We start from the raw sequence: 3,310 nt of genomic DNA, 5'->3' as shown, positions 1-3,310 counted from the left end.
TTGGTATTATCTTTATTTCTTTTATCTTACTTAGAGCTTACACTGTTAAAAAAGATGTGAAAACTACTTCAGAAGCCAGTGTTGAGACAAAAAATGAACCATCCAACAAGGAAATAAGTTCAGAGAAAACTAATTCAAAGTATGTAGACGATAGAATTATTAATGAGTTTATCAATAGCTATAATCAAAATTCTAATAGCCCATTAGAAAATATCAAAAAAGGAAATATAAAAATAAAATATTTCGCATCAAGCTACGGATACTATCTGGAACTTTTACATGCAAATGATACTGATAAAATCAATGTAACAATAAATCAGACAAATGAAAATGGTGAATCTGGTGTTGCAGGAATGAAAGAAGTATTTCATGATATTGTTAAATCGATTGAATCATCCTTATCTGATGATGAGATAAATAACTATTTTGATAATCTTATGTCAAATGAAATAAAAACAGGTTCTAATTTAGGAACTTTGAAGATAGAGTATATACCAGATAAGGAATTAAGCAATGGACATTCAAGAGGTCATATAAAAGTGATTGCACAATAATAAAGACCACAGAGTGACTATTAATTTTAAAAGAAATAAATAAGGAGAAAATCATGTCAAATATTTATGATAGTGCAAACGAACTCAGTCGCGGTCTACGCGAATTGCCAGAATACAAGGCTGTTAAAGCAGCTAAAGATGCGATTTCGGCAGATGCTGAGGCAAGCAAAATCTTTTCAGAATATGTTGCCTTCCAAGAGGAAATTCAAAGACTAGCACAAACAGGGCAAATGCCAGATGCTTCTTTCCAAGCGAAAATGGAAGGCTTTGGTAAACAGATTCAAGGGAACAGCCTCTTGTCAGAATTCTTTACCAAGCAACAACAATTGGCGATTTACCTTTCTGACATTGAAAAAATTGTTTTTGAACCAGTTTCAGAATTGCTAAAATAAGAAAATAACTATCATAAAGTCAGGAATTTTTAAGGAATTTCTGGCTTTTTATGATAAAATAGGTAAAAGTATTGCAAGTATGAGGTCCAATATGAAACTAAAAACAAACATTCGCCACTTACATGGCAGTATCCGCGTTCCAGGTGACAAGTCTATCAGCCATCGTTCCATTATCTTTGGAAGTTTGGCTGAGGGTGAGACCAAGGTTTATGATATCCTGCGAGGTGAAGACGTTCTTTCGACCATGCAGGTTTTTCGTGACCTTGGTGTTGAAATCGAGGATAAAGATGGGGTTATTACCATTCAAGGTGTGGGCATGGATGGCTTAAAAGCGCCGCAAAATGCCCTTGATATGGGAAATTCTGGCACCTCGATTCGCCTGATTTTAGGTGTCCTTGCAGGGGCCGACTTCGAAGTAGAGATGTTCGGAGACGACAGTCTATCCAAACGCCCTATGGATCGTGTGACCCTTCCACTGAAAAAAATGGGCGTTAGTATTTCAGGGCAAACTGAGCGAGACTTGCCTCCCCTTCACTTAAAAGGGACAAAAAACCTAAGACCTATTTATTATGAGTTGCCAATTGCCTCTGCCCAAGTCAAGTCAGCCTTGATGTTTGCGGCCTTGCAGGCTCAGGGGGAGTCTGTTATTATCGAGAAAGAGTGCACCCGTAATCATACTGAAGATATGTTGCAACAATTTGGTGGCCATTTAAGTGTGGATGGTAAGAAAATCACAGTCCAAGGACCACAAAAACTGACTGGACAAAAGGTTGTCGTGCCAGGAGATATTTCCAGTGCAGCCTTTTGGTTGGTCGCAGGTTTGATTGTTCCAAATTCTCGTCTAGTGCTTAAGAATGTAGGTATTAATGAAACGCGTACCGGTATTATCGATGTCATTCGTGCCATGGGTGGAAAATTGGAAATAACTGAAATCGATCCAGTCGCTAAATCTGCTACTTTGACTGTTGAGTCTTCTGACTTGAAAGGAACAGAGATTGGTGGCGCTTTGATTCCACGTTTGATTGATGAATTGCCCATTATTGCCCTGCTTGCGACTCAAGCCCAAGGTGTAACAGTTATCAAGGATGCTGAGGAGCTAAAGGTCAAGGAAACAGACCGCATTCAGGTTGTGGCAGACGCTTTAAATAGCATGGGTGCGGATATTACTCCTACAGCAGATGGGATGATTATCAAAGGAAAATCAGCTCTTCACGGTGCTAGAGTCAATACGTTTGGTGACCACCGTATCGGCATGATGACAGCTATCGCAGCCCTCTTGGTTGCAGATGGAGAGGTGGATCTTGACCGTGCAGAAGCCATCAATACCAGCTATCCTAGTTTCTTTGATGATTTGGAGAACTTGATTCATGGCTAAGGTATTGCTAGGATTTATGGGGGCTGGAAAATCGACCATTGCAAGAGGCTTGAACCCTAATTACCTTGATATGGATGCTCTGATAGAGAAGCGCTTAGGTATGTCCATTGCGAATTTTTTCGCTGAAAAGGGAGAAGCGGCCTTTCGTCAGGTAGAATCAGAAGTCCTAGCTGATTTACTACAAACAGACCAAGTCGTGTCAACTGGTGGAGGTGTAGTCATTTCTCAGCGAAATCGCAACTTACTCAAGACCAATTCTGATAACATCTACCTGAAAGCAGATTTTGAAACCCTCTACCAACGTATCGCAGCTGATAAGGACAATCAGCGTCCACTTTTTCTAAATAATAGCAAGGAAGGATTAGCAGCTATTTTCCAAGAACGACAGGCTTGGTATGAGGAAGTAGCCAGTCGGGTTTTGGATGTGACCAAGTTAAGCCCAGAGGAAATTATAGAGGAACTGAGATGAAAATTGCTTATCTAGGTCCCAAGGGATCATTTTCACATCACGTTGTGCAGACAACTTTTCCTCATGAGGAATTGCAGGCCTTTGCCAATATTACAGATGTCATCAAGGCCTATGAGCAAGGCTTGGTGGACTATTCTGTGGTGCCAGTTGAAAATTCTATCGAGGGTAGTGTTCATGAAACCTTGGACTACCTTTTTCATCAGGCTCGCATTCAAGCAGTTGCAGAAATCGTTCAGCCTATTCATCAGCAGTTGATGGTGGTTCCAGGACATACTAAGATTGAAAAGATTTTTTCACATCCACAGGCCTTGGCTCAAGGAAAGAAATTCATCGATGAACAATATCCAGAGGCCCAAATCGAGGTAACAGCTAGTACAGCTTATGCGGCCCGTTTTATTTCTGAACATCCAGACCAGCCCTTTGCGGCCATTGCACCTAGAAGTTCTGCCGAAGAATATGGCTTGGAACTGATTGCTGAGGATATTCAGGAAATGGAAGCCAATTTCACACGTTTCTGGGT

5 protein-coding genes are annotated in these 3,310 nt (G+C 40.6%); all 5 read left to right on the top strand.

Going from position 1 to position 3,310, the window contains the following annotated elements:
• Positions 1-554, top strand: a 554-nt coding sequence (locus QZ359_RS06595) for a hypothetical protein (protein ID WP_293964415.1), incomplete at its 5' end; no start/stop codon positions are given.
• Positions 555-607: 53 nt separating this feature from the next.
• Positions 608-946 (top strand): YlbF/YmcA family competence regulator, encoded by a 339-nt coding sequence (locus QZ359_RS06590; RefSeq protein ID WP_293964413.1) that lies wholly within the window; start codon positions 608-610, stop codon positions 944-946.
• Between the two features lie 91 nt (positions 947-1,037).
• Complete coding sequence (gene aroA, locus QZ359_RS06585; protein WP_293964411.1) at positions 1,038-2,321, top strand: 3-phosphoshikimate 1-carboxyvinyltransferase; 1,284 nt, start codon at positions 1,038-1,040, stop codon at positions 2,319-2,321.
• Positions 2,314-2,790, top strand: a complete 477-nt coding sequence (locus QZ359_RS06580; RefSeq protein WP_261049473.1) for a shikimate kinase — start codon at positions 2,314-2,316, stop codon at positions 2,788-2,790. Before aroA ends, QZ359_RS06580 begins: the two co-directional genes overlap by 8 nt.
• Positions 2,787-3,310, top strand: a 524-nt coding sequence (gene pheA, locus QZ359_RS06575) for a prephenate dehydratase (protein ID WP_293964396.1), incomplete at its 3' end; no start/stop codon positions are given. The genes QZ359_RS06580 and pheA, both read left to right, overlap by 4 nt.

The organism is Streptococcus sp., from assembly GCF_019414905.1.
In the GTDB taxonomy this organism is placed as follows: domain Bacteria; phylum Bacillota; class Bacilli; order Lactobacillales; family Streptococcaceae; genus Streptococcus.
The sequence above is the reverse complement of the archived record's forward strand: the minus strand, read 5'-3'. Positions and strand labels throughout refer to the sequence as shown.

Excerpts from the sequence above, each read along its gene's own strand:
- QZ359_RS06590 (WP_293964413.1), top strand. The coding sequence starts at position 608 with ATGTCAAATATTTATGATAGTGCAAACGAACTCAGTCGCGGTCTACGC.
- aroA (WP_293964411.1), top strand. The coding sequence starts at position 1,038 with ATGAAACTAAAAACAAACATTCGCCACTTACATGGCAGTATCCGCGTT.
- QZ359_RS06580 (WP_261049473.1), top strand. The coding sequence starts at position 2,314 with ATGGCTAAGGTATTGCTAGGATTTATGGGGGCTGGAAAATCGACCATT.